18 protein-coding genes and 2 pseudogenes are annotated in these 24,437 nt (G+C 61.7%); 13 read left to right on the top strand and 7 right to left on the bottom strand.

The features are described 5' to 3' along the window. Positions 1-191 precede the first annotated feature (191 nt). Entirely contained in the window at positions 192-2,654 is a 2,463-nt protein-coding gene (locus ACHMW7_RS02670; protein ID WP_395446341.1) for a putative bifunctional diguanylate cyclase/phosphodiesterase, read from the bottom strand. A 10-nt stretch (positions 2,655-2,664) separates the two neighbouring features. After that, on the bottom strand, positions 2,665-3,195 hold the full coding sequence (locus tag ACHMW7_RS02665) for a molybdopterin-dependent oxidoreductase (protein WP_395446340.1): 531 nt from the start codon (positions 3,193-3,195) through the stop codon (positions 2,665-2,667). A gap of 217 nt (positions 3,196-3,412) precedes the next feature. Between ACHMW7_RS02665 and ACHMW7_RS02660 the strand changes: the two genes are divergently transcribed. The 9 genes and pseudogenes from ACHMW7_RS02660 (at position 3,413) to ACHMW7_RS02620 (ending at position 14,387) form a co-directional block, all read left to right on the top strand. Next, positions 3,413-3,784 (top strand): 6-pyruvoyl trahydropterin synthase family protein, encoded by a 372-nt coding sequence (locus tag ACHMW7_RS02660; RefSeq protein WP_395446339.1) that lies wholly within the window; start codon positions 3,413-3,415, stop codon positions 3,782-3,784. Positions 3,785-4,652: 868 nt separating this feature from the next. Next, a complete protein-coding gene (locus tag ACHMW7_RS02655; RefSeq protein WP_395446338.1) occupies positions 4,653-5,414 on the top strand; it encodes a GGDEF domain-containing protein in 762 nt (253 codons plus the stop codon). A gap of 772 nt (positions 5,415-6,186) precedes the next feature. Further along, positions 6,187-7,746 carry an ABC transporter substrate-binding protein gene (locus ACHMW7_RS02650; RefSeq protein WP_395446337.1) on the top strand — a complete coding sequence of 520 codons (1,560 nt, stop codon included), beginning with the start codon at positions 6,187-6,189 and terminating at the stop codon, positions 7,744-7,746. Between the two features lie 60 nt (positions 7,747-7,806). Beyond that, positions 7,807-8,775: an ABC transporter permease gene (locus ACHMW7_RS02645; RefSeq protein ID WP_395446336.1), complete on the top strand. Its 969-nt coding sequence runs from the start codon at positions 7,807-7,809 to the stop codon at positions 8,773-8,775. 19 nt (positions 8,776-8,794) lie between these two features. Continuing rightward, a pseudogene (locus ACHMW7_RS02640) lies at positions 8,795-9,744 on the top strand (ABC transporter permease). A 6-nt stretch (positions 9,745-9,750) separates the two neighbouring features. Further along, complete coding sequence (locus tag ACHMW7_RS02635; RefSeq protein WP_395446335.1) at positions 9,751-10,944, top strand: amidohydrolase family protein; 1,194 nt, start codon at positions 9,751-9,753, stop codon at positions 10,942-10,944. Next, positions 10,941-12,437 carry an amidohydrolase family protein gene (locus ACHMW7_RS02630; protein ID WP_395446334.1) on the top strand — a complete coding sequence of 499 codons (1,497 nt, stop codon included), beginning with the start codon at positions 10,941-10,943 and terminating at the stop codon, positions 12,435-12,437. The genes ACHMW7_RS02635 and ACHMW7_RS02630 overlap by 4 nt, the downstream gene beginning before the upstream one ends. Then, complete coding sequence (locus tag ACHMW7_RS02625) at positions 12,430-13,413, top strand: ABC transporter ATP-binding protein (protein WP_395446333.1); 984 nt, start codon at positions 12,430-12,432, stop codon at positions 13,411-13,413. Before ACHMW7_RS02630 ends, ACHMW7_RS02625 begins: the two co-directional genes overlap by 8 nt. Next, on the top strand, positions 13,410-14,387 hold the full coding sequence (locus tag ACHMW7_RS02620) for an ABC transporter ATP-binding protein (RefSeq protein WP_395446332.1): 978 nt from the start codon (positions 13,410-13,412) through the stop codon (positions 14,385-14,387). The genes ACHMW7_RS02625 and ACHMW7_RS02620 overlap by 4 nt, the downstream gene beginning before the upstream one ends. A 19-nt stretch (positions 14,388-14,406) precedes the next feature. Here the strand turns inward: ACHMW7_RS02620 and ACHMW7_RS02615 are convergent, their stop codons facing one another. After that, the gene (locus ACHMW7_RS02615) at positions 14,407-15,084 is read right to left on the bottom strand and encodes a GntR family transcriptional regulator (RefSeq protein WP_395446331.1); all 678 of its coding nucleotides are present in this window, start codon (positions 15,082-15,084) and stop codon (positions 14,407-14,409) included. A gap of 137 nt (positions 15,085-15,221) precedes the next feature. Here ACHMW7_RS02615 and ACHMW7_RS02610 point away from each other — a divergent pair, with 137 nt between their 5' ends. Further along, positions 15,222-15,857 (top strand): flavin reductase family protein, encoded by a 636-nt coding sequence (locus tag ACHMW7_RS02610; protein ID WP_395446330.1) that lies wholly within the window; start codon positions 15,222-15,224, stop codon positions 15,855-15,857. An 11-nt stretch (positions 15,858-15,868) separates the two neighbouring features. Further along, positions 15,869-16,615, top strand: coding sequence for an aspartate/glutamate racemase family protein (locus ACHMW7_RS02605; protein ID WP_395446329.1), 747 nt, complete (start codon positions 15,869-15,871; stop codon positions 16,613-16,615). An 89-nt stretch (positions 16,616-16,704) separates the two neighbouring features. Here the strand turns inward: ACHMW7_RS02605 and ACHMW7_RS02600 are convergent, their stop codons facing one another. Continuing rightward, positions 16,705-18,180 carry an amidohydrolase family protein gene (locus tag ACHMW7_RS02600; RefSeq protein WP_395446328.1) on the bottom strand — a complete coding sequence of 492 codons (1,476 nt, stop codon included), beginning with the start codon at positions 18,178-18,180 and terminating at the stop codon, positions 16,705-16,707. A 193-nt stretch (positions 18,181-18,373) separates the two neighbouring features. Between ACHMW7_RS02600 and ACHMW7_RS02595 the strand changes: the two are divergent. Both ACHMW7_RS02595 and ACHMW7_RS02590 read left to right on the top strand, forming a co-directional pair. Next, positions 18,374-19,943, top strand: a pseudogene (locus tag ACHMW7_RS02595) (ABC transporter substrate-binding protein). Positions 19,944-20,054: 111 nt separating this feature from the next. Continuing rightward, positions 20,055-21,533 (top strand): amidohydrolase family protein, encoded by a 1,479-nt coding sequence (locus tag ACHMW7_RS02590; RefSeq protein ID WP_395446327.1) that lies wholly within the window; start codon positions 20,055-20,057, stop codon positions 21,531-21,533. A 210-nt stretch (positions 21,534-21,743) separates the two neighbouring features. Here the strand turns inward: ACHMW7_RS02590 and ACHMW7_RS02585 are convergent, their stop codons facing one another. The 3 genes from ACHMW7_RS02585 to ACHMW7_RS02575 form a co-directional block, all read right to left on the bottom strand. After that, positions 21,744-22,448 carry a hypothetical protein gene (locus ACHMW7_RS02585; protein WP_395446326.1) on the bottom strand — a complete coding sequence of 235 codons (705 nt, stop codon included), beginning with the start codon at positions 22,446-22,448 and terminating at the stop codon, positions 21,744-21,746. A gap of 145 nt (positions 22,449-22,593) precedes the next feature. Beyond that, positions 22,594-23,430, bottom strand: coding sequence for an ABC transporter permease (locus ACHMW7_RS02580; RefSeq protein WP_395446325.1), 837 nt, complete (start codon positions 23,428-23,430; stop codon positions 22,594-22,596). A gap of 31 nt (positions 23,431-23,461) precedes the next feature. Continuing rightward, entirely contained in the window at positions 23,462-24,283 is an 822-nt protein-coding gene (locus ACHMW7_RS02575) for an ABC transporter ATP-binding protein (protein ID WP_395446324.1), read from the bottom strand. Positions 24,284-24,437: the final 154 nt, after the last annotated feature.

The raw sequence follows: 24,437 nt of genomic DNA, 5'->3' as shown, positions 1-24,437 counted from the left end.
TGGCACGACAGTCGTCGCGGCGAGTCGCCTGGTCGAAGCGCGCTGCCAGGACCCGCAACGCCTAAGACCTCTAGCAACGGGCTGTCGCGATCGCCCGCCGGCAACCGATGCGGGGGGCAAAATGCCTGTGCGCTTTTGCCGCCGAAGACGGATGAGGTGCTAACCACCGTGCCACGTCGCGGATCTAGAGCTCATCTGGTCCAATCGGCAACCGTCGATCGTTCTGTTGACGCCTCTTGCGCCAGCGCCAGCCTAGCGCGCTGATCTTCGAGATATCGCCTGAGTTGGGCGGCCGACATCGGCGCGCTGAAAAAGTGCCCCTGGACGGCGTCACAACCGGTGGCCCGGACGATCAACAGCTGTTCTTCGGTTTCGACACCCTCTGCGACAGTGGTCATTTCCAGTGCATGTGAAAGGTTCACGATCGCGCTGACAATGGCCCAATGGTCGCGGTTGCCAGCGATTTCGGCGATAAAGGAACGGTCGATCTTGACCTTGTCGACGGGAAAATTCCTGAGGTAACTGAGAGAGGAATACCCCGTCCCGAAATCGTCGAGCGAAATCTTGACGCCTAGCGCGTGCAGCCGGTTCAGGGCGAGCAAGGTTTCCTTGTTGTCACCCAACAGCAAGGATTCCGTGATTTCGAGTTCCAGGCGCTCGGCTGCAAGACCTGTCAGCGACAGCACGTTGGCGACGGTGTCGACGATGTTCCCCCGCCTGAACTGACCAGGCGACAGGTTGACTGCAACATTCAAGTTGGCCGGCAATCTCACAGCTTCCTGGCAGGCCTTCTCGAGCACCCATGCGCCGAGCTGTACGATCAGACCTGTGCTTTCCGCGATCGGGATAAACTCGTCAGGCCGGATTTGGCCGCGCTGGCAGCCCGGCCAACGCAGCAGCGCCTCAACCGCGGCGACTTGCTTGCTCTGGAGATCGACGATCGGCTGGAAGGCTAGCTCAAACTCCTTGTCGAAATCAGCTCCCCGGAGATCGAGTTCGAGCATGCGCCGGCGCTGGAGTCGGTCGTCCATCTCGGGCGCATAAAACTGATAGCTTCCACGTCCATCGTTCTTGGCGCGGTAAAGTGCCAGGTCGGCGTTCTTCACGAGGTCGTCGGCAACGCCGTCGCATTCCGATGCAAGCGCAATTCCAATACTTGCGCCGATGACAATATGGTGGGCGTCGAGTTGGTACGGCTCTTCGAGCGCTTCGATCAGCCGTTGTGCCACGTGTGCGGCCTCATCTCGTCCGACTGCGGGCTGAACGACGAGGAACTCGTCGCCGCCAAAGCGGGCAACGACATCATACTCGCGCACCATGCCCGAGATGCGGTTGGCAACTTCGCGCAGCAAAGCATCTCCGACGGGATGGCCGAGCGTGTCGTTCACGTTCTTGAAATTATCGAGATCGAGGCAGAGAACCGCAGTGTCCTGATGATGCCTGCGACCATGCGCCAGTTCCTGTTCCAGGCGCTCGCGCAGCATCAGGCGGTTTGGCAGCCCGGTCAAAGGATCATGGCGCGCCATGTGGGCAATGCGTTCTTCCGAAAGATGGCGCTCGGTGATGTCCTCGTAGGTGGCAACCCATCCGCCTGCGTCCATCGGCTGATGGCAGATCGAGACAATCCGGCCGTCGACAAGCTTCTGCAGCAGGACGCCAGGCCGGCCCTGCTCAATCAACTGCTGCTGGGTCGTGTAGGCAAGCTCGGCACCTTGCCGTGTGGAGATTGCGGCCTCGATCGAGGCAGCCATGATCTGTTGGGGCGTGGTTCCAGGCGCAAGGCTGCCTTCGGGGAGGCCGTACATGGCCGCGAACGTGCTGTTGCTGACGATAAGCCGCTGGTCGGCGTCGAACATGCACAGACCCTGCGACATGTTGCTCAAGGCGGCATCGAACAGGCCGTTCTGGGTGGCGAGTGCGTGGTTCGCGCCAAGCACTGCGGCGTTCGCCGTTTCAAGGTCATCGGACGTACGGCGCAGATCCTCATTTGCGGCATTGAGGGCATCGAAAGTCTGCGTCAGCAGCCGGTTGTGCCACCGCAGAAGCGCGATGAAGGCAAGGCTGCACAGGAAGAAGCCAATCGCCACCGCGGAGAAGCGGCTATGGAGGCGCAAGAGTTCGTCGTCGACCTTGGCCGCCTGCACAGCGCTGTACTGGTTGGCTTCCGAGGCCAGACCGATAAGTTCTGATTCCAGCGCGGCCATCGACGCGAGCACGGATCGCGCCCGGCCGGGTTCGTCGATCTGGGCAATGATCCCGTCCATGTTTTGGATGAACGCGGATAGTTGGGCAACGACCGCTTTTCGCTCAGGCGCCTCGTCGACAAACGCCTCGAACTGGCCGGTGGTGAAGCCACCGAGCCGGCTCTTCAGAATCTCGAAGCGAAGCTGCGTGTCGGCCTTGACTTGTTCGTCCGGCGAGGCCGCCAGCGAAGCCACCCGCTGATAGAGGCGCAGGTATTCGTTCACGCCCTGACTGGCACTCCAAGCGACATCGTATCGCGAGAGCTTTCCGATAGATGCCTGACGTTCGAAGATGACGACGGACAAATAGGCGGCGGCGATAGCGAACGCGGCAATGGTGCCGATCAGCAGTGCTTTGAGCAGGTGGAACGTAAACGCACGGCGGGAACCAGGCGCTAGCAAAGCGGCCATGACATCTTCCCTACCGGACGATCAGGCGGGCCAGCTGCCAGACCGAGCGTGAATAGAACTTCTGGCTTTGAAGCTCCGGTTTGCTGTCATACGGATACACGATGAACAGCGGGCCCTTGTCGCTGACTGCCATGTACTGACCGTCACGCTTGAGGGCCAACAGCACGTTGTGCCGCGCAAAATCCTCTGTCGGGATCGTTGTCTTGTAGTCGTTGAGGGCAACGGCGACCACCTCTTTTCCGTCGGCGCCAACAAGCTCCATGATCTTCTGAAGCGGGACGCCCTCGAATTTGACCAGGCCCGTAAACCAGGGCGTTGTTGTCTCGATCGATGAGACTCCGATTTCTTCGAGCATGGCGCGGTCAAACGAAGCTACACCGTTGCCGTTTGTGACGCCGATGTTGCCCTCGATTATCAGGATCGGGGGACCTTTGGGGGTATGCAGTTTGCCGTCTTCAGCCTGAGCCGCTGATAGCGCGAAAAGTATCAATGACGTTGCCATTGCCACTGCTCGTACGGTCGAAGACAAAAGATGGTTCATAGCGCGTTCTCCCCGGGCACCCTTAGTTTGCATCGGACGATGACAAAGGTCACTGAAAAACATATTAACGACTTTGAATATGTCACAATAATCGGCACGATATCGTGTATCGGCAAGTAGTAGGCGGGTATTGCCTGTTTCGATCGAATTGACCGACTCAGGAGCTGGTGGCAGATATCCGGTACCGCGTTGAGCGGGACAAGGGTCAGGACAGGAAATGATCGAGACTTTCAAGGAGTTCACCTTCGAGGCCGCACACCAGTTGCAGCCTTATTCAGGCCTCCATGGTCATTCATTCCGGGTCAGCGTTCATCTGGTTGGCGACCCCGACCCCGTCTATGGCTGGCCTGCCAATCTCTACGAATTGGAACAGCAGATAGAAATCGTCCGCAAAATCCTCGATCACACCTATCTCAATCAGATTGAGGGACTTGCGGTGCCTTCGCTCGAGAACGTAGCGCGCTGGATCTGGGACAGGTTGGAACTCCAGTTCCCGCAACTCGATCGTGTTGCGGTCTGCCGGGGACCACAAGGGCAAGCCGAGGGCGCCGTGTACAGCGGTCGCGTCCTACATAAGGTCGGCGCCTGAGCGGAAGCTTTCGATAGATTGTGGACTGTCGCAAGTGAGATTTTCCTACCGGTTCGGTATTCCTGTCGCAACATTGCGCGATTGGGAGCATAACCGGCGTAGCCCAGACCACACTGCGCACATTTGGCTCTCGGTCATCGAGAATGAACCCGAGGCTGTCGAGCGGGCAGTTCACACCACGGGATAACCAGTCGGCTGAAGCAGCAATCCTGCCGCCTGAGCGATCTTGAACGGAGGCGCATAGGTCGAATGGCTCAGGCAATCTGGGTCCAGGCAGGCGACTACAAACGCTGCCGTTCTTTCTCCTCCAGCAGAGCGAGCACATTTTCGACGGTTTCCTGAACTGATACCGAGTGACCGTTCCCCTCCGAGTTCGTCGCCGTTGTGCGAATGAAGGTATTGCCATCGACTGTGCTGACAGCAACTACATGTCTGTAGTGGAGATGCACATCGACATGGTCGGGAAGTCGGGTCAGTCGAATGAAAGCCATGATGTCAAAACTCCGGTGATCATAAGAAATATTTTATCAGGCCAGAACTCAACAAATTCGATAGTAACCTGCGCAAGTGTGATGCGTTGATGCACTGGTGATGCCTGATTCCGAGCTGCTTGACCGTCACTGCGACCGCCTTGCGAGACACTGCTCGGTCTGCGACATTGCCGGCAAGCAGGATGCAGATGCGGCCTCAATGGCTTCTTCAGCGAATCTCCCGCTGACCGATTGCATCGCCACACGTGACAGTCTCGCCATTTGTTCGCCACCGCAATAGTCCGGCGCTGGCAGACTACGTTATGATCAGATTTCAGGCGGACGAGCGACACATATCAGTAAGGGACGATTTACTTAGATTGCGCTAATGTACTGAGATGACCCGGCGTAAAATCATTCTCGGAAAAGCAGTTATCGTGACCGCCATAGCGGTTGTTGCGACCTTTGCACTTTCATTCTCCACCAGACTAGCTCTTGGAATGCCAATCGACTGGCTTAGCTGGGTGGAGTGCACCTTGATTCCTATTTTCATCGCGATGCCCGTCGCCTCGTATATTTTCCTTCAGTCTGAGAAGTACAAGGAGGCCAGCGAGGCGCTCGCCAAATCGCTTGCGGCACTAAGCGAGACCCACGAGAAGCTCAACTATTCGACCAGCCACGACCCAGCGACAGGACTCTTGAATCGAGAGGCTTTCATTGGCCATCTGGCTCGTGTGCGCCGTGAGGAAGAGTGCGACACGCTTCTGCTGATCGATGCTGATGATTTCACAAAGATCAATGACCAGCACGGCCATGCCAAAGGCGACGAGGCCTTAACCCGGATAGCCAAGGCACTTCTATATGCAACTCGACCCAGCGACGTTGTAGGCCGAACCGGCGGCACAGAGTTCGGCGTCATCCTGAGCGATGTCGACAAGGGTGTCGCGATGTTGCGAGCAGAGACGATCAGGCGGCAAGTCGAGACGATTCCCTGGTTGAAAAGTGGCCGCGGAAGCATCAGGGCAACGGTCAGCGTAGGCGGCGCGGAAATGCGAGGCTCGGCGGATGCAGCAGAGAGCCTGCGTCAAGCCTCTCGATGCCTATACGAGGCAAAACAGCAGGGCCGAAACCGCGTCTCTTTCAGCTACAAATCGGCCTAGCCTGCCGATGCGCCGGGATAGGATGATTTTGGCTTAGCAGTTACCGTCCGGGCTAAGGGTACTGCCGATGGTGCGGGAACCTGAGCGAGCAGCGGACCGAAATCGCGTAGGCGTCCGGCCTCAGTCCTACTTGCCCTGTTCCTTGCCAGGTGCCCGAAAGCGATTGGAGTTGCTCTCATTTTGTGGAGTTGCCGACAGTGCAAGTGCCGCGAGCGGCAAAACCGGTTTCACTTCGGACGACATGCATTTCATCGATCGCTTCGTTATGAACTCGCGGATGGTCGCAGGACGGCCTCCAGCTTCATGCCAAACGTTGTGACCAGCCGCTGGCCGTCGCCAAAATGGCCGCGCGGATTTCCGGCAAAGGAGCCGACTGATCGAAGCCGTGGCGTGTTGGTGGAACCTGGCGATGTCTTCTTTTCATCCAAGCCGTCGCCAACCAATTTCCTACGAATTGGGTTTTCGTCGATTTCAGCTCGCCGGATCAAGGCTGGAAGCCGGGTTCTCGCGGACGTGTGGCGCCAGCGCTAACGCAAGGGTAGGGGCCCATCCACATCGATTTGTCGGCAAAAATTTGTAATATTGTCGACAATTAAGTTGACATGCCTATGGCGACTTCGTAGCTTTTTTAAGAAGCGGGCGCCAATCGACAAAACTGTGGAACCATGCCGGCGCAGACAGCGCCGCTAGTTGATGCAGCCTTCGAGCGCTATCGCTTCATGAAAAAGATCCCCGCCAAGGGGGCTGGGGCATAAAAAATGGGAGAACTGACATGCTCAGGAAACTGACCCTTGCGGTCGTCGTGGCCGCAGGCCTATCGACGCCCGGCCTTGCGGAAACCCTCAAATGGGGTTCCTCACGCGACATCTATTCGCTCGATCCCTATTCCTATGGTGACAGCTACACGCTGTCCTTCCTCAACCACGTCTATGAAGGCCTTGTCCGCTACGACGCCAATCTGAAGATCGAGCCGGCGCTGGCGACGTCCTGGGAGACTGTGTCCGACACGGTCTGGCGGTTCCATCTGCGCGAAGGCGTAAAGTTCCACAACGGCGCGGACTTCACTGCGGATGACGTGATCGCCTCGCTTGCCCGCGTCAGCGATCCGGTTTCGCCGCTGCGGGGCAACCTCCCAGCCTACAAGGGCGCGAAAAAGATCGACGATCACACTGTCGACATCGAGTTGGTCGGTCCCTATCCACTGCTGCTCAACGACCTGACGAACATTCACATCTTCGACCTGACCTGGCTGACCGACAACAAGTCGCTGAAGCCGACCGATGTGGGCGCCAAGATCGAAGGCTATGCAACCTACCACGCCAACGGAACCGGAGCCTTCCAGGTAGAAAGCCGGGTCCCCGACAGCAAGACGGTGCTGGTAAAGAATCCCGGTTGGTGGGACGCATCGAAATCCAATATCGACCGCATCGAGTTCACGCCGATCACTTCGGCGGCGACCCGCGTCGCAGCCCTCCTGTCCGGCGAGATCAACTTCACAGAAAACGCGCCGTCCCAGGACTTGCCGCGCCTTGTCGCGCAGCCGGACCTGAAGGTGATGGAGCGTACCGACCTGCGCACTGTCATGGTCGGTTTCAACCGCAAGCCAAAGCTGGCGAATGGCGCCGACAACAAGTTCAACGACCTGCGCGTGCGCCAGGCCTTCGCGCATGCCCTGGACAGTGAACTGGTCCAGAAGCGCATCATGCGCGGCAAGTCGAGGACCGCAGGCGCGATCATCGCACCTGAGATCCCCGGTTATGTCGAGGCATTGGATTCGGTGCTTCCCTTCGATCCGGAGCTGTCCAAGAAGCTGCTGGCCGAGGCCGGCGCCAGCGATCTTCCGTTCACGCTCGTCTGCACCAACGACGCCTATGTGAACGAAGAAGAGCTGTGCCAGGGCCTGGTCAACATGCTGACCCGCGCCGGCTTCAAGCCGCAGCTCGATATCGCACCGGCCGCGGCGCAGACACCCAAGCGCGCCGGCGGTCTGGCCGACGTCTATCTGATCGGCTGGGCGAACGAGCCGATGCTCGACAGCTATTCCATCCTGCTGCAGATGATAAAGACGAAGACCGACAAGGCCGGCGTCTTCAACTGGGGTGGCTGGAGCTACCCGGAGATCGACAAGCTCATCGAGCAGGCGTCGACGGAGATGGACAGGACGAAGCGTCTTGAGCTGCAGACCAAGGCGCTGCAGATGGCGAAAGACGACATCATCATGCTGCCGCTGCATCAGCAGCCGATGGCCTGGGTCATGAGCAACAAGATCGATGGGATCACGCAGCTTGCCGACAACAAGCCGCGCCACTGGCTGACTCATTTCGCGCAGTAATTACCCACGTGGAGCCGGCGCGACAGGCGCTCCGGCTCCGTCCACCCTGCGAGGCTCCATATGCTGGTCTTCACTATAAGCCGCATCGCCAACGCCATCATGGTCATGCTCGCCGTGGCCATGCTCGCATTCGTGATCTTCCGCCTTGCGGGTGATCCGGTCGAGTTGATGGTCAACGAGCAGATGACCCAGGAGGACCGCGACAACATACGCGAGCGGCTCGGGCTCAATGACGACACCGCGACGCAGTTCGTGCGTTTCGTCACCAATGCCGCACGGGGTGACTTCGGCATCTCCTACCGCAATGGCCAGGACGTTCTGACGCTGATCGGCGAACGCTTTCCTGCGACGCTCGAGTTGGTTCTGGTGGCCACGCTGATTTCGCTCGTGGTCGGCTTGCCGCTCGGGGTGCTCACAGCCATCAAACGAGGGCGATGGTACACCGAGTCTCTGCAATTCCTGTCGATAATCGGCGTCTCGCTGCCCAGCTTCGTCGTCGGCATCCTGCTCATTCTGGTCTTTTCGGTTGTACTGGGGATTGCCCCATCGTTCGGTCGGGGTGAAGTCATCCAGATCGGCTGGTGGTCGACGGGCTTGCTCACGCCCTCGGGCCGCGCGGCGCTGATCCTGCCCGCCGTGGCACTTTCGCTCTATCAGATCACGCTCATCATGCGCCTTGTCCGCGCCGAGATGCTGGAAGTGCTGCGCTCCGACTTTGTGAAATTTGCGCGCGCCAGAGGCATTCCGCGCTGGCGCATCTATTTCCGCCACGCGCTGAGGAACTGCCTGATGCCGGTGGTGACGATGACGGCCATGAATGTCGGTTCGCTGATCGCCTTCGCCCTCATCACCGAGACGGTCTTCCAGTGGCCGGGCATGGGCATGCTGTTCATCCAGGCGGTCACCTTCCTCGATATCCCGGTGATGGCGGCCTACCTCTGCATCATCTCCTTTATTTTCGTTGCGCTGAACACGCTGGTCGACATCACCTACGCGGTGATCGATCCGCGTCTGCGCAACGCGCGCTGAACCAGACAAGGGCGTCTCGATGACGAGCGATATTTCAAAGCCGGGCGCAGCACAGCGCCCCACCATGCTGCAGCGCATGCGCGGCAGCGATGTCTGGTGGTCGTTTACGCACAGCAAGTCGGCGATGATCGCGGCGGCTGTCCTGGCCATCGTGATCCTTACGGCTGTTTCGCGCCGCTCATTGCGCCGCAAAATCCCTATGACGCAGCACAGCTCGACATGTGGAAGGCGGAGTTGCCGCCGGTCTGGCAGGAGGGCGGCGAGTGGCCTTATCTGCTCGGCACTGACACGCAAGGCCGTGACATGCTGTCGGCGATCCTCTACGGCACCCGCATATCGATCGTGATCGGCCTCGCCTCCGTTGCGCTGTCGCTGCTGATCGGCATGACCGCGGGCCTGATCGCCGGCTTCTTCGGTGGCATGATCGAGAACGTCCTGATGCGCATCGGCGACATCACGCTGTCGATGCCGACAATCCTGATTGCCATTCTCGTTTCGACCGTGGTGCGACAGCTGCTGCCAAGCGATCTGCGCGAAATCGGGGCTTCGGCGGTGCTCATCCTCGCCATTTCGTTATCGGCGTGGGTGCAATATGCGCGCACGGTGCGTGCGCAAACCATTGTCGAGCGCAACAAGGAATATGTTCAGGCGGCTCGCCTGTTGAAAGTGCCGGCCCGTCGCATCCTGGCGTACCACATCCTGCCCAATACGCTGACGCCGGTGCTGGTTGCCGCCACGCTGAATTTCGGCATGGCGATCCTGACGGAGGCGACCCTTTCGTTCCTGGGTATCGGCATGCCGCCCGGCCAGCCTTCGCTGGGAACGCTGATCCGCATCGGCAACCAGTTCCTGTTCTCCGGCTCGTGGTGGATCGTGCTCTTTCCGGTGATCCAGCTCTGCCTGCTCGTCGTCGTCGTCAACATCCTGGGTGACTGGCTGCGCGACGTGCTCAATCCGAAACTGAGGTAAGCGTGCATGACTAGTCTGTTGCTCCGCAACGTTCGCCCCTATGGCGGTGCGAATTCCGATCTGCTGATCCGCGATGGGCGCATTGCCGGCATCGGCCATTTCGAGGCGGACCCCGGCATGCCGGTCGAGGACGGCAAGGGCGCCATCGCCATTCCGGGCCTGATCGACGCGCATACCCATCTCGACAAGACCACCTGGGGCATGCCCTGGCACGAAAACAACCGCCGCGCCGTGCTGCGCGAGCGCATCGATTTCGAGCGCGAGAACCGCATCGAGATCGGCATCGACCCGCACCGCCAGTCGATGCGCCACGCGATCGGCCTTGCCGCGCATGGCGCGACGCATATCCGCAGCCATGTCGACATCGATCCTGTCCACAAGCTGGCGCTCGTCGACGGCATCATGGAGACGCGCGAGAAGCTGAAGGGTGTCATCGACATTGAGATCGTCGCTTTCCCGCAGTCGGGCTTGATGGTCATGCCCGGCACGCTGGAACTGCTCGACGAGGCGCTGAGCCAGGGCTGCGAAGTCCTTGGCGGCATCGATCCCTGCGGCATCGACCGGGACCCCAAAGGCCAGCTCGATGCCATCTTTGCGCTGGCGCTGAAGCACCAGAAGCCGATCGACATCCACCTGCACGAGGCGGGTGATCTCGGCGCCTTCACCATGGAGCTGATGTTCGAGCGCATCCGCGCCAACGGCATGCAAGGCAAGGTCGCGATCAGCCACGCGTTTGCGCTCGGCATGAACGACTACCTGCGCGTGGGCCAGCTGATCGAACAGATCGCCGAGCTCGACGTGGCGATCCTGACGACCGGCGCGCCGTCGGCAACCGTGCCGTCGATCATGCGCCTCAAGCAGGCAGGCGTGCGCGTCGGTGCCGGCTGCGACGGCATCCGCGATACCTGGGGACCATGGGGCCAGCCCGACATGCTCGACCGCGCCAAGGTGGTCGGCATGAAGAACGGCCTGCGCTCGGATATCGAGCTGGCCCACGTACTGCACATCGTTTCGCAGGGCGGGGCGGATGTGATGCGCATCGAGGGTTACGGCCTCGCCGAAGGTTGCAATGCCGACCTGACCTTGCTGACCGGCGAAACGCTGGCCCATGCGGTCGTCGATGTCGCGCCGCGTCCGCTTGTCATCAAGGGTGGCAGCGTCACCGCGCGCAACGGCCAAGCCACGGTGGAAATGCCATGACCAGACAGGTTCTCGACACACTCGAACTCGGCAAGCGTCCCGATGGGCGCACGCTCATCACCGCAGCCTGGGTGCTTGGCCATCGCGATGGCTGCCACAGACTGATTGCCAACGGCCAGGTCGTCGTTGAGGGCGGCGAGGTGGTCTATGTCGGCACCGACTTCCCAGGCGAGGCCGCCCGCCGGATAGACTTCGGCAATGCGCTGGTCAGCCCCGGCTTCATCGACCTCGACGCGCTGTCGGATCTCGACACCACCATCCTTGGCATCGACCATCATCCCGGCTGGGCCAAGGGGCGGGTGTGGCCGCGCCATTATGTCGAGGCCGGCCCCTACGAGATGTACTCGCAGGAAGAACTGGCGTTCCAGAAGCGCTTTGCCTTCGGCCAACTGCTGCTGAACGGCATCACCACCGCGGCTCCCATCGCTTCGCTGTTCTATCGCGAGTGGGGCGAGACCGTCGCTGAGTTCGATGCGGCTGCTGATGCCGCCGGGGACCTTGGACTACGCGTCTATCTCAGCCCCGCCTATCGCGCCGGCGGTATGGTTCTGGAAGAGCCGGGCCGGATGGAAGCGGTGTTCGACGAGAAGCGCGGCCTGGCCGGCCTGCGCGACGCGGTCGACTACATCGGCCGCCAGAACGGCCGCCATGGTGACCTGGTGCGCGGCCTGCTGGTGCCGGATCGTGTCGAGACCTGCACGGAAGAGCTTCTGCGCCAGACGCAAGCCGCGGCTGCCGAACTGGGCTGCAAGATCCGTCTGCACATGGCGCAGGGCGCCATGGAAGTCGAGACCGTGCGCAAGCTGCATGGCACGACCGCCCCGGTCTGGCTGGCGCGCGCCGGTCTGCTGAATGACCGGCTGATCGCGCCGCACGCCACCAACGCCACCGAGGAAGACCTCGGGCTCTATGCCGAGAATGGCGTCTCGATCGTGCACTGCCCGCTGGTTTCGGCTCGCGGCGGCAGCACGCTTAACTCGTTCTCCAAGTGCAAGGAGCGCGGCATCAACATCGCGATGGGCACGGATACGACGCCCGCCGACATGCTGATGAACCTGCTCGTCGGACTGATCGCCTGCCGCATCAACGATCGTGCACCCGATCGCGTTCGCAGCGCCGACCTGTTTGATGCGGCGACGCTCGGTGGCGCCAAGGCGCTCGGTCGCGCCGACCTCGGCCGGCTTGTGCCGGGCGCTCGCGCCGACATTGCGGTATTCGGACTGGACGATGCTGTCATGGCGCCGTCCATCGACCCGATCACCACGCTGGTGACAGGCGGTTCGGGCAAGGTTACGCAGGCGGTGTTCGTCGACGGTCGCCTGTCGATGCGCTTCGGCGAGGTCGCCGGCATCGATATGAAGGCCGCACGGCAACGCGCCCAGCGCCAGTTCGACGACCTCATGGCAAAATACCCGGAACGCAGCTGGGGCAATCCGCCGGTTTCGGAGATCTTCCCGCCAAGCTATCCGATCGAGGTCAAAGCCAATGGCTGAAGTCGAAAAACCCGTGCTCGAGGTTCGCAACCTCAGGGTTGAGTTCCCGGGTCGCCGGGGCGTGGCCACCGCGCTTTCCAATGTAAGCCTGTCGATACAGCCGGGCGAGATCCTCGGGGTCGTCGGCGAGTCCGGCGCCGGCAAGTCGATGACCGGCCTGGCGATCCAGGGCCTGCTCGAACAGCCCGGCCGTATCGCCGAAGGCGAGATCTGGCTCGCCGATCGTCGCATCGACAATCTCGACGACCGCGCGATGGAGAAAATCCGTGGCCGCGAGATCGGCGCGATCTTCCAGGACCCGCTGACTTCGCTCAACCCGCTCTTCACGGTTGGCGCGCAGCTGACCGAAACGATACGGCAGCATCTCACTCTGAAGAAGGGCGAGGCGAGGGCACGCGCCATTTCCCTGCTGAAGGATGTCGGCATTCCGTCGCCCGAGGAACGCTTCGACCAGTATCCGCATCAGTTCTCCGGCGGCATGCGCCAACGCGTGGTCATTGCCCTGGCGCTCGCGGCCGGACCCAAACTGATCATCGCCGACGAACCCACCACCGCTCTCGATGTCTCGATCCAGGCCCAGATCACTTCATTGCTGCGTCGCCTGTGCAAGGAGAAGCGGACCGCGGTCATGCTGGTGACGCACGACATGGGCGTCATTGCCGAGACGGCCGACCGGATTGCCGTGTTGTATGCCGGCCGTCTTGTCGAGATCGGGCCAGTGGACCAGGTGCTGAGCGCACCGACGCATCCTTACACACGCGGGCTCATGGCTTCCATTCCAGAGCTTGGCGCACGCGTCCAGCACCTCAACCAGATCGATGGTTCGATGCCGCGGCTCGATGCCGTTCCGGCGGGCTGCGCATTCAATCCGCGCTGCAAGGAGGCCGGGCCGCGTTGCCTGCGAGAGCGGCCAGGCCTGGTGCCGGCGGGCGCCGGCGCCAGCGCCTGCTGGCTGAATGCAGGAGGAACAGCATGACCGTCATGACAGCACAGCAGACGCCGGCGCTCAGTGTCGACCGGCTCGTCAAGACCTTCGACGTATCGGCGCCATGGCTCAACCGGGTGGTCGAGCGCAAGCCGCGCCAGTATCTGCAGGCCGTCAGCGACATCAGTTTCGAGGTTCCGCTGGGCGGCTGCCTCAGCCTTGTCGGCGAAAGCGGCTGCGGCAAGTCGACCGTCGCGCGCCTGGTAACCGGGCTCTACAGGGCGAATAGCGGCGAGATGCGCTTTGCGCTGGGTGCGGATGGCAAGCCTCTGTCGGCCCAGATGATCTTCCAGGATCCTTATGCCTCGCTCAATCCGCGCTGGCGCGTCAGGAACATCATCGCCGAGCCGCTGCGCGAGTTGAAGCTGCGAAACTCCACGGCCGAGATCAACGAGCGTGTGGTGGAGCTTCTCAAGACCGTCGGCCTGTCGGCGTCAGATGGCGACAAGTTCCCGCATGAGTTCTCCGGCGGGCAGCGGCAGCGAATCTCGATCGCGCGTGCCTTGGCAAGCGAGCCGCGTTTCCTGGTATGCGACGAGCCAACCTCGGCGCTGGACGTGTCAGTGCAGGCCCAGGTGCTCAATCTGATGCGGCGGCTGCAGGATGAATTCGGCCTGACCTATCTGTTCATCAGCCATGACATGAGCGTGGTCAGGCACATGTCCGATCGCATTGCGGTCATGTATCTCGGCCGCATCGTCGAGGAAGGCGAGACCGAGGCACTGTTTGCCAAGCCGCGCCATCCCTATACGCAACTGCTGCTCGAGACGATCCCGAACGTCAAGCATCCGCACCGGGATCGCGTCGTTGCCGGCGGAGAGGTGCCGAGCCCGCTCAAGCCTCCGTCAGGCTGTCCGTTTCATCCAAGATGCCCGATTGCCACAGCGCGCTGTTCGGCCGAGCTGCCGCCGGTACGCACGCTCGCGGGCGGAACGCGTGTCGCCTGTCACCTGGTGGCCGAGTGATGACAATGCCAGATGTGGACTATGCCAGGGCGGCCTTGAGGTCGTGCGACATGTCGCGGACCTCCCTGAGGTCCAGCTCGGCCTCCACATGATCGAGATGATGTTGCATCAACCGCAAAGCCTTTTCGACGTCGCCAGCGGAGATTGCCTCAACGATTTCGTCATGTTCGTCCGGCCCGCAGTTGAAGCGCGCCGTGTTGCGATACACGGCGGTGATCAACGACGTGCGCGAGATCAGGTCGCGCATCATGCCGAAGAGGAAGTCCGAGCCGGAGAGCTCGGCGAGCAAGAGGTGGAAGCCGCCGGACAGTTTTATGATGTCGGTGGTCGCGTCATTCGCGTTTGCCACCCTCTCGCGTGCGACATGGCTGCGCAGCTTGGAGACATCGGCCTTCGACTTCGACTTGCAGATGCGCTCGACGACGCAGCGCTCGACCGAGCGCCGCACGAAGAACACGTCTCGGGCCTCGTCGACGGACGGCTGGCACACGAAAGCGCCGCGATTGGGGATGATCGTCACAAGCCCTTCGCGCTCAAGCGCCGTCAGCGCCTGGCGAATGCGCGCGCGGCTGACGTCGAAGATTCCAGCCAGCTGGCCTTCCTTGAGCTGGACGCCCGGACGCAGCCGGCGCTCGGCAATCGAAAGCCATACTTTTTCGACAATCTGCTGCGTCGAAACGCTTGCTTGCTCGGTCATGAAGCGATGCCTCCCACGAAGGCCGACATTTGTCATGCACAATCAAATGTCAACATTCCAATAAATTACCCGAATCCCATTTTGCTGACAATTAAATAGAAAATTGTGTACCAAGCGGTTCGGAATTGAGAGGGCATATGGAATTCGATTTCACCAAGCTGGAGATGGACAGCCGCTATCGCCTGCTGACCAATTTCATTGGTCCGCGGCCGATCGCGCTCGTCACCACCCGCTCGGCCACGGGGCGCAGCAACGCAGCACCTATGAGCTTCTTCAACGTGTTCTCGCATGAGCCGCCGATCGTGGTGCTCGGCATCCAGCCGCGCCTTTCCGGCGAGGACAAGGACACGGTGGTCAATATCCGGCGGACGGGCGAGTTCGTGGTCAACATGGTCGACATGGCGCTGTCGCAGCAGATGCTCGTCTGCGGCCTGGGCTTCGACAGCGATGTCGACGAACTCGAGATGGCCGGACTGCCCACCGCCCCGGGGGCGCAGATCGATGTCGACTACGTCACCAGTGCGCCGTGCGCGTTCGAATGTCGCGTCGAGCGCCTGATCGAGTACCCGCGCCGTGTGCTCGTGCTGGGCGAAGTGGTGCACATGCACGTCCGCCGCGACTGCCTCGACGAGGCTGGGCGCTATGTGAATCCCGAGGTCTATCAGCCGATCGCCCGGCTTCATGCGGACAATTACATTACCTCCGACCGCCAGTTCGTGCTCAAGGCGCCGGCGATGGCGGATGTGCTCAAGGCAAACGAAAGCGGCGAGTAGGATCCAGCAAAGTGCATATCCGCCTGATCAATCCAAATTCGACCGCCTCCATGACCAACCAGGCGCTGGAAAGCGCGCTGCGTGTGGCAAGCGCGGGAACGCATGTAAGCGCAGTGAATCCGACCCGGACGCCTGTCAGCATCGAAGGCAGCGCCGACGAGGCCCTGGCCGTGCCTGATATGCTGTCGGAAATCCGCAAGGGCGAGGAACAGGGCGTCGACGCCTATGTGATCGCCTGTTTCGACGATCCGGGCCTGCATGCTGCCCGCGAAGTTGCCAAGGGGCCGGTGATCGGCATCTGCCAGGCTGCCGTGCAGGTGGCGATGACCATCAGCCGGCGCTTTTCGGTCGTGACCACGTTGCCGCGCTCGGTGCCGATCATCGAAGACATCGTCCAGGCCTATGGCGCGGGGCATCATTGCCGCGCCGTGCATGCCATCGACTTGCCGGTGCTCGGTCTTGAGGAAGACCCCGAGACGGCCGAGCGCCTGTTGATCGAGACGATCGAGCGCGCAAAGCTCTATGATCGTGCCGAAGCGATCATCCTCGGCTGCGCCGGCATGTCGAGCCTGTGCGACCGACTGGCCAAGGCAACTGGCGTGCCGGTTATCGACGGGGTGACCGCTGCCCTGAAGATCGCCGAAGCGCTTGTCGGCGCGGGCTATGTCACCTCGAAGGTCAACGCCTATGATTTCCCGCGCCAGAAGGGGCCGAAGATTGCTGATGCCGATCCGCAGTTGAGAGCCGCGAATAGCTGATGCCGGAAACGACAAAGGGGCCTTCGGGCCCCTTTGCTTTTGGTGGATGGTGGCTGCTTGCTGCGGCAGACCACCAAGGATGCCGAACGCTACAAGGCAGGCGGTGCCGGCGGCACTACAGGTTCCTCAAAGGTCCTGTACAGCTTGCCCCAGGCCGGATCGTGCATATGCGCCCGGAGGCCGGCCCGGTCGACAAGGGCCCGCGCCTCGCGTTCGCCGAAATCAAGCGCCTGCTCCATGTCGGTCGTCAGCACCTTGGTGCCTTCCATCAGGATCTTGCCGTCGACGATGACGGTGTCGACGTCGCTGCCGAGCACCTGCTGGACCAGCCGGTGAACGACCATCCAGTTCGGCGTCAGATGCGGCTGGCGCATGTTGATGATGGCGATGTCGGCCTTCTTGCCGATCTCCAGCGAGCCGATCTCGTGATCCATGCCAAGTGCTCTCGCGGCATCGATGGTGATCATCTCGAACATCTTGCCCGGCGGCAGCAGGTAGCGGTCGTGGTTGTGAAGCAGATGCTGCGTGTATTGGGCAAGCCGCGCCATCTGGAACATGTCGAAGTGGCGGCTCGGCGAGACGCCGTCGGAGGTAACGGCCACCGGCACGCCCTTGGAGATCATGTCGAGGATCGGCGTCGCCCGACCGGGCGGTGCGTGGGTGACGAAGGTGCCGGTCTCGGCCAGGATATCGACTTCCTCATGCGAGATGCCCCAGCAGTGCTGCAAATGAACATCAGGGCCGAGGATGGCGTTCTCCTTGTCCTGGAAGGCCATGCGGATCTGGCCTGCGAAGGCGTCGGAATGGATACGCACGCCCCACTTCCGGGCTGTCTCGCGCACGCGGCGGGCCTGCATACGGTCGTTGTCGGTGAGCTTGACCGCCCGGTCCGGCGTCGTTGTGTTGGAGGGATCCAGTGACGGCACGATGGTGAAAGGCGTGAGGAACACCTGGATGCGCCCTTCGGCACTGCCGTTCAGTTCCTGGATGGTCGCCTCCGCGCCCTCGATCATCTCCTCAAACGAGATGTGGCGCCGTTCCGGCTTTCCGCTCTCCCAGCGTGTCACCGGATGCGGCCAGGGCAAGCCTGCCGGGCCGACGCAGATGATCTCCCTCAGGCCGATCTCGCCATAGGCCTTGGCATGGTTGCTGGCGAAGACCGGATCGTCGCTTCTCGGCATGGAAGAGATGATGCTGACACCCGTCGTGACACCAGCGCGCAGCCGCTCGAGGCCGGAAACCATACCGTCCGCGTACCAGTAGTCGCGGGTGGTGTAGTGGTAGTAGGTCGGCGTGACGATCTGCATCCACATGGAATTGGTATCCGCCGCGATGCTGCGGATCAGCACGTGTCCGGCGTGGCCGTGGGCGTCGATGAGGCCCGGAATGATGAGCTTGTCGCGGCAATCGACAACCTTCTTGCCTTGATGCCTGGGCTCGAGTTCGCTCGCCAAACCAATGTCGACAATCCTGTCGCCCGATATGGCGATTGCTCCGTCCTCGATGATCCGCCGCTCGGCATCGACGGTTACGATGGTTCCATGGAGCAACAGCAGTTCGCTCATGCGATTTTGTCCATTCCAGTCAAGTTGTTGAGCCCAAGCCGCATCTTTCGAAGCGATGAGCGTCCCGCGGCGGATAAGGACGCGCGCAACAATTTTGCTACTGTTTTGGGTACTTTACGTCAACGATATTGTTGACAATGTCGTCAACCATCGTGATGGTGGAGATCGAGAAGACAGTACATTGGGAGGTAACATGTCTCGCTTGAAACGGATTATTCTTGGCGCGGTGGCGGCCGTCGCCCTGGCCGCACCGGCCAGTGCGGAAACCCTGCGTTGGGGCGGCCGGGCCGATATCTATTCGCTCGATCCAGACTCGATTGCGTCGACGTTCAACCTGTCGTTCCTCAACCATATCTACGAGGGCCTGGTCCGCTACGACGCGAACTTCAAGATCGAGCCGGCGTTGGCAACCGAGTGGAAGCTCATCGACAACAAGGTCTGGCGCTTCACCTTGCGCAAGGGCGTCAAGTTCCACAACGGCGCGGACTTCACCGCCGACGACGTGATTGCCTCGCTCAACCGCGTCGCCGATCCGGCCTCGCCGCTGCGCGGCAACATCCCGCTCTACGTCAGCAGCAAGAAGGTCGACGACTACACGGTCGATGTCGAAGTCTCGGCGCCAACCTCGCTGTTCCTCAACGACATGACGAACATCTTCATGTTCAGCGCGAAATGGCTGAAGGACAACAACACCGAAAAGCCGACCGCCGTCGACACCAAGACGGAAGGCTTCGCGACCCACAACACCAACGGCACGGGCCCCTTCAAGCTCGAAAGCCGCGTGGCCGATAGCAAGACCGTGCTGCTCGTCAACGATGCCTGGTGGGACGAGAAGAAGCACAATCTCGACCGTATCGAATACCTGCCGATCGCCTCGCCGGCGACCCGCGTCGCAGCGCTGCTGTCGGGCGAAGTCGATCTCGTCGATTCCGCTCCCGATCCAGGACCTTCCCCGTCTCGAAAGTTCGCCGGGCCTATCGGTCCTGAAGAAGCAGGAGTTTCGCACGGTCTTCCTCGGCTTCAACCGCAAGGAGAAGCTGGAGGATGGGCGCGCCAATCCGTTCAACGACGTGCGTGTCCGTGAGGCCGTGGAAGCGGCGATCGACCGCGACCTGATCAATGCCAAGGTGATGCGCGGGCTTGCCCGTCCGTCCGGCTCGCTGATCGCGCCTGAGATCTCGGGCTATGCCAAGTCGCTCGACACCTACAACAAGGCCGATCCGGAACGTGCCAAGAAGCTGCTTGCCGACGCCGGCCAGGAAGGTCTCAAGTTCACCTATATGTGCTCCAACGACGAGAGCATCAACGAGGAGGACTTCTGCGCCGGCATCACCAACATGCTGAAGCGCGCCGGCTTCGACGTCTCGATCGACATTGCGCCGCGTGCCATCCAGTCACCCAAGCGTACGCAAGGCAAGGCCGACATGTTCAACCTGAGCTGGGCGAACGAGCCGACGCTCGATGCCTACTCGATCCTGGCCCAGGTGCTCTCCACCAAGAAAGACAAGGTGGGTGTGTCGAACTATGGCGGATGGTCGTATCCGGAGCTCGACAAGCTGGTTGCGCAGTCGGTGCAGGAGCCTGACAGCGCCAAGCGCCTGCAGCTTGAGGAAGCAGCTCTCAAGATCGCCAAGGACGATACCATCCTGGTTCCGCTGCACCAGCAGCCGATTGCCTGGGCGATGCAGGCCACGGTCAAGAGCGTCGACTTCCGCTCGGACAACAAGCCGCGCCACTGGCTGACGCAGATGGCCGGCGACTAAGCCCAGCCGACGTCAACTCCCAAGACCTGGGCGCTTCATCAACCTGTGAAGCGCCCTTTCTTTAACTGTGCCCGCCCGCGGCAGGCGCGACGCCTTCAGACTGGATTGGCGATGACACGTCCCGAAGAGCTGACCCTCGGCCAGCGGCCGGCTGGCCGCACGCTCATGACCGCAGACTGGCTGCTTGCCTATCGCGGCGAAGGGCACTGCCTGGTGCCCCGCGGCGAGCTGGTGATCGAAGCGGGCGAGGTCATCTTCGCCGGTCGCCGTTTCGATGGCGAGGTCGCCCGGCGCATCGACTTCGGCGCAGCCCTGATCAGCCCCGGTCTCATCGACCTCGACGCGCTGTCCGACATCGACACCTATGTGCTGGTCACAGACAACCAGCCCGGTTGGGCCAAGGGCCGTATCTGGCCGCGCTCCTATGTCAAGCGCGGACCTTACGAGATGTATTCGCCCGAGGAGCTGGCCTTCCAGAAGAAGTTCGCCTTCGGCCTGTCGCTGCTCAACGGCGTCACCACGGCAGCGCCCATCGCTTCGCTCTACTATCGTGAATGGGGCGAGACGGTCGCCGAGTTCGACGCGGCTGCGGACGCGGCCGGTGATCTAGGCCTGCGCGTCTTCTTGAGCCCTGCCTACCGCTCGGGCGGAATGGTGTTGGAAGCGCCGGGCAAGATCGTACCTGACTTCGACGAGGCGAGGGGCCTTGCCGGCCTTGAGAATGCCATCACCTTCATCGAGCGTCAGCACGGTCGGCATGGCGGGCTGGTCAACGGGATGCTGGCGCCCGACAGGGTCGAGACCTGCACGCTCGCGGTCTTGCAACGCACCATGGCGGCGGCGCGCGACCTCGATTGCCGGGCGCGGCTGCACATGGCCCAGGGCAAGCTGGAGCTCGATACAATGCACCAGTTGCACGGCGTTTCGGGGCCGCAGTGGATGGCCGATCATGGCCTGCTGAACGAGCGCCTGATTACCCCGCACGCCACCTATGCCTCGGCTGAAGACCTGAAGCATTACGCCGACAACGGCGTGTCCATTGCGCATTCGCCACTGGTTTCGGCCCGCATGGGCAGCGTGCTGAACTCGTTCGCCTCCTGCAGGAAGCTCGGTATCAACATCGGCATGGCGACGGACACCTCGCCGCCTGACATGCTGATGAACCTGTTGCTGGGCCTGGTTGCCTGCCGCATCAGCGAGAAGGCGTCGGATGCGGTCCTGAGCAAGGACTTTTACGATGCAGCCACGCTTGGCGGTGCCAAGGCGCTTGGTCGCACCGACATCGGCCGGCTCGCCGTCGGCGCTAAAGCCGACATATCAATCTTCCGGCTCGACGATCCTCACATGACGCCGACGGTCGATCCAATCACGACCCTGGTGCTGGGTGGTTCGGGCAAGGTCACTCAGGCGGTGTTCGTCGACGGGCGGCTGTCGATGCTCGACGGCAAGCTCTCCGGTTTCGACATTCGTGCCGCGCGCGAACGCGCGCAGCGGCAGTTCGAGGGTCTGATCGCCAAATATCCCGACAGGAGCTGGCAGCATCCGCCGGTGTCCGGGATCTTTGTGCCGAGCTACCCCGTCCTGAGCTGAGCGAGCCGGGTAGTCGCCCTGGTCGGAGCCTTGTTTCCAAGCACGGACAGCAATTTGGGCGCCAGTTCACCGTTGCTGCGTCCGAGGGCGAGCATCGTCCATTCTTGGTTCGCCATGACCGGTAGGAGGTCGTCGGTGCATTTCTGCGCGTTCAACGATGTGCCGCTGTAGTGGGTCGGATAAATCGCTCGTTGATGTCTCCCTGTCTGACTAAGGCTGGACGCCAGTCTTGAGCGGAGAGGCTGGTGCCGAACACATCAGATGCCCGACCCAGTCGAGAGCGATATCTTTGGTCTTGGCGCGCCATGTGCGGAATGGCTGGCTGCCTTGCCCCTTGCTTACACGGGCCCAGTCGCTCCATTCCTGCATTGCCCAGATAAGCACCACCTCGGAATCATTGCACATGGCGGTGCGAAATGCGCCGACGAGCTGGAGCCCAAGTTCCTGCGCCTGCCCGAGCCAATGCTCCGACACCAGTTGCAGATAGTCCTGTGCAAAGCCTGGCTTGATGCTGACGATCTCATGCAGGAACACCTTAGCACCCACGACGGTGCCTTCGGCGCAAAGCTGTTCGATATGGGGCGAGCAGGGGGCTGCAATCAACACGCGGTCGAAGCCGCCGCTGCGGTAGCTTTGCGCGGTGAGCCACCATGTCTCAAGGGCTTTGTCCTGCATGGTGTCGGTGCCTGTCTCATGCGCGAAACTGGCGGCAAGGCTATCCCAGTCGTCGTACTCCCACAGGTTGACCACCTGAGGCCACTGCCCGGTACTGCCGAGCGTGCCCCAGACACCGAAGCACTTCTGATGGCGTTCGGCACTGTGCCGACCCCAGTCGGTCGTCATGTGCCTGAAGTAGTTAGCCCGGTTGGCACCAATGATGTCGATGTATTCGTGGATGTAGATCTTGGAACTCATTCGTGGCCTCCCACCGGTCACCGTAGGTGCCGCGCCTGGTGGCGGCACCGCTAGAAGGGCAGACGAAGAAAGATGCCATTTTGCCAAACGCCGCCCGGAGCAGCGAGCAATTGCATCTGGGGATACTTCGGTCGTTCCGCGGGACTTAGCGGGACCTCTTGGTCGACGACGCCGTCCAGGGCAGCATCACACGTCCCAGCCAGCGGACCAGCGAGCTGAACAGAAAACCCATCAAGGCCACAGTGCAGATGCCGACATACATCCGGTTGGCCTGGAACAGCGACCACGAATGCCATATGCGGTAGCCTATGCCTTGGCTTGCCTGGACGAACTCGACGCCGACGATGACCAGCACCGCCGTGCCGATAGCGATGCGCATGGAAATGAACAGCTGCGGCAGCAGCGCCGGCCAGGTGACGTGGCGGAACATGTTCCAGCCCTTGGCGCCGAACGAACGAGCCGCCTCATGATAGTTCTCGGGGATGGCCAGCACCGCCTCCATGCATTGGATCCAGACCAGGAAGAACACGGTCATGCCGACGAGCAGCACGCTCGGCAGTTCGCCGAGACCGAAGATCAGGAGCAGCAATGGCAGCAGAGCAAGCTTTGGCACCGTGTAAAGCGCGGTGAGGAACGGCTCCAGCGCTGCGCGCGTCAGGCGCGACAGGCCGAGCAACAGCGCGGCTCCCAACCCGGTGATGACGCCGATGGCGAAACCTGCAAGCACGCGAAGCGCGCTTGCCATCACATCCTGCTGCAGCATGCCGGTGCGCGTCATCTCGACCGCCGACAGGAAGATCGCGCTTGGTGCGGGGAAAAAGCGGGAATCGAGAAGGCCGGCGCGGGCACAGATCTCCCAGAGGATGAAGAACACGACAGGCGTGGCCATCGCCAGCACCTTTTCCTGCCTTTGCGCCCGGCGTGCATAACCGCGCGGGTCGCGCTCTGCTTCGCCCGGTCTGATAGTGATGGTCTTTTCCATGCTCGTCGCCTCCTCCGCGTCGATCTTGATTTCAGGCAGCGTGCTTGCCGACCTGCTCTCGCAGCAGGTTCCAGATTTCCTGTTCGAGCTTGGCGAACATGGGCTCACCGCGGATTTCCGGCGCACGCGGCCGCGCGAACGGCACCTCGAATTCGGCGATGATGCGTCCCGGCCGCGCCGACATCACAACGACCCTGTCGCCGAGCAGCAGCGCTTCTTCGAGGCTGTGGGTGACGAAGACGACGGTGCGTCTGTCCTCTTGCCAAAGCGTCAGCAACTCGTCCTGCAAGATGCGGCGGTGCTGGGCATCGAGCGCGGCGAAAGGTTCGTCCATCAAAAGGATTTCGGGCTCGACCGCCATGGCGCGGGCGATGGCGACGCGCTGCAGCATGCCGCCGGAGAGCGCCGGCGGATAGGCGTTGGCGAAGTCGGCAAGACCCATCTTGCCGAGCCACGCGGTGGCGCGCCTGTCGGCCTCGGCGCCGGCCATGCCGGTCATCTCCAGGCCGAAGCGGACATTGGCCTGGATCGTCTTCCACGGAAACACATTGTAGTTCTGGAACACCATGGCGGTGGGGACCGCTCGCGTGCCGCTGGCGTGCACCAGGATCTCGCCCTCGCTCGGCCTGTGCAGGCCGGCGATCATCCTGAGCACCGTCGACTTGCCGCAACCCGACGGTCCAACGAGGCAGACGAACTCGCCGCTCCGTACGTTGAGGTCGACACCGGCGAGCGCTTCGACATTGCCGTTGGCGTCATAACGCTTGCGCACGCCCCGCACCTCGATCTTGGCTGCTGCTTCGGCGACCAGCGGCATGGCCGTGGCAATGTCGGTTATGCGCAATGAGTTCATCTGTCGCTCCGTCAGGAAGTGCAGTTCGGTGTGCGCCCGCAGGCATTCGTGGACGAAAGGCTAGGCCGGCTAGCAACGTCAAAACAATCGCTTCCCGCAGATTTTCCGGATAGCCGGAAAATTGCCGGTTGCGTTTGACAGCCTGCTCCGTTCG

Source organism: Aminobacter sp. UC22_36, assembly GCF_044056035.1.
Lineage (GTDB): Bacteria > Pseudomonadota > Alphaproteobacteria > Rhizobiales > Rhizobiaceae > Aminobacter.
The sequence above is the reverse complement of the archived record's forward strand: the minus strand, read 5'-3'. Positions and strand labels throughout refer to the sequence as shown.

Coding starts and splice junctions, on each gene's coding strand:
- ACHMW7_RS02670 (WP_395446341.1), bottom strand. CDS start 2,654: ATGGCCGCTTTGCTAGCGCCTGGTTCCCGCCGTGCGTTTACGTTCCAC.
- ACHMW7_RS02665 (WP_395446340.1), bottom strand. CDS start 3,195: ATGAACCATCTTTTGTCTTCGACCGTACGAGCAGTGGCAATGGCAACG.
- ACHMW7_RS02660 (WP_395446339.1), top strand. CDS start 3,413: ATGATCGAGACTTTCAAGGAGTTCACCTTCGAGGCCGCACACCAGTTG.
- ACHMW7_RS02655 (WP_395446338.1), top strand. CDS start 4,653: ATGACCCGGCGTAAAATCATTCTCGGAAAAGCAGTTATCGTGACCGCC.
- ACHMW7_RS02650 (WP_395446337.1), top strand. CDS start 6,187: ATGCTCAGGAAACTGACCCTTGCGGTCGTCGTGGCCGCAGGCCTATCG.
- ACHMW7_RS02645 (WP_395446336.1), top strand. CDS start 7,807: ATGCTGGTCTTCACTATAAGCCGCATCGCCAACGCCATCATGGTCATG.
- ACHMW7_RS02635 (WP_395446335.1), top strand. CDS start 9,751: ATGACTAGTCTGTTGCTCCGCAACGTTCGCCCCTATGGCGGTGCGAAT.
- ACHMW7_RS02630 (WP_395446334.1), top strand. CDS start 10,941: ATGACCAGACAGGTTCTCGACACACTCGAACTCGGCAAGCGTCCCGAT.
- ACHMW7_RS02625 (WP_395446333.1), top strand. CDS start 12,430: ATGGCTGAAGTCGAAAAACCCGTGCTCGAGGTTCGCAACCTCAGGGTT.
- ACHMW7_RS02620 (WP_395446332.1), top strand. CDS start 13,410: ATGACCGTCATGACAGCACAGCAGACGCCGGCGCTCAGTGTCGACCGG.
- ACHMW7_RS02615 (WP_395446331.1), bottom strand. CDS start 15,084: ATGACCGAGCAAGCAAGCGTTTCGACGCAGCAGATTGTCGAAAAAGTA.
- ACHMW7_RS02610 (WP_395446330.1), top strand. CDS start 15,222: ATGGAATTCGATTTCACCAAGCTGGAGATGGACAGCCGCTATCGCCTG.
- ACHMW7_RS02600 (WP_395446328.1), bottom strand. CDS start 18,180: ATGAGCGAACTGCTGTTGCTCCATGGAACCATCGTAACCGTCGATGCC.
- ACHMW7_RS02590 (WP_395446327.1), top strand. CDS start 20,055: ATGACACGTCCCGAAGAGCTGACCCTCGGCCAGCGGCCGGCTGGCCGC.
- ACHMW7_RS02585 (WP_395446326.1), bottom strand. CDS start 22,448: ATGAGTTCCAAGATCTACATCCACGAATACATCGACATCATTGGTGCC.
- ACHMW7_RS02580 (WP_395446325.1), bottom strand. CDS start 23,430: ATGGAAAAGACCATCACTATCAGACCGGGCGAAGCAGAGCGCGACCCG.
- ACHMW7_RS02575 (WP_395446324.1), bottom strand. CDS start 24,283: ATGAACTCATTGCGCATAACCGACATTGCCACGGCCATGCCGCTGGTC.